General features: G+C 66.5%; 1 pseudogene. It reads right to left on the reverse strand.

The window, feature by feature from the left end:
• Positions 1-591 (reverse strand): annotated as a pseudogene (locus tag AC0IXR_RS24985) (IS3 family transposase); the annotation flags it as partial.

The raw sequence follows: 591 nt of genomic DNA on the forward strand, positions 1-591 counted from the left end.
GCTCTTGGGCCGCCCCCTCAGCCGGACCAAGGCATCGAGAGCCTCGGTCACTTGGAAGGCGCGGAAGTTGGCTCTCGGCGTGAGTGAGAGCGCCTCTCGCGTGTGGCAACCGACGACCGTCAGGATCCGGAACGGACGCCCGTCGAAGATGCGGTCGGATACGAAGTCCATCGCCCAGACCTCGTTGTGGCCGCCAATCGTCGGTCGCCCCTGGCGGTAGTGCCAGGCCCGCTTGCGCTTGGGCAGCTTGGACCTGATCGACAGTCCCTCGTCGCGGTAGATCCGGTAAGTGCGCTTGTGGTTCACCTTCCAGCCCTCCCGTCGCAGCAGGATCTATAGACGCCGATAGCCGTAGCGCACCTGCACGGCGGCCAACTCCTTCAGCCGCATGCGCAGCGCGACCTGCGGGTTCGAGCGCTGTCCTATAGCGCTGGGACGAACGACCGAGGCCGGTGGCCAGACAGGCCCGACGCTCGCTGATGCCGTAGACCACCTGGAGGTGGCAGGCGACCTTGCGGCGAGCGGCGGGCCTCACCACTGATCCTTCAGGACATCCTGAAGCATCGAGCGGTCCAGCGTCAGGTCGGCGAC

The organism is Methylobacterium sp. AC832, assembly GCF_979256025.1.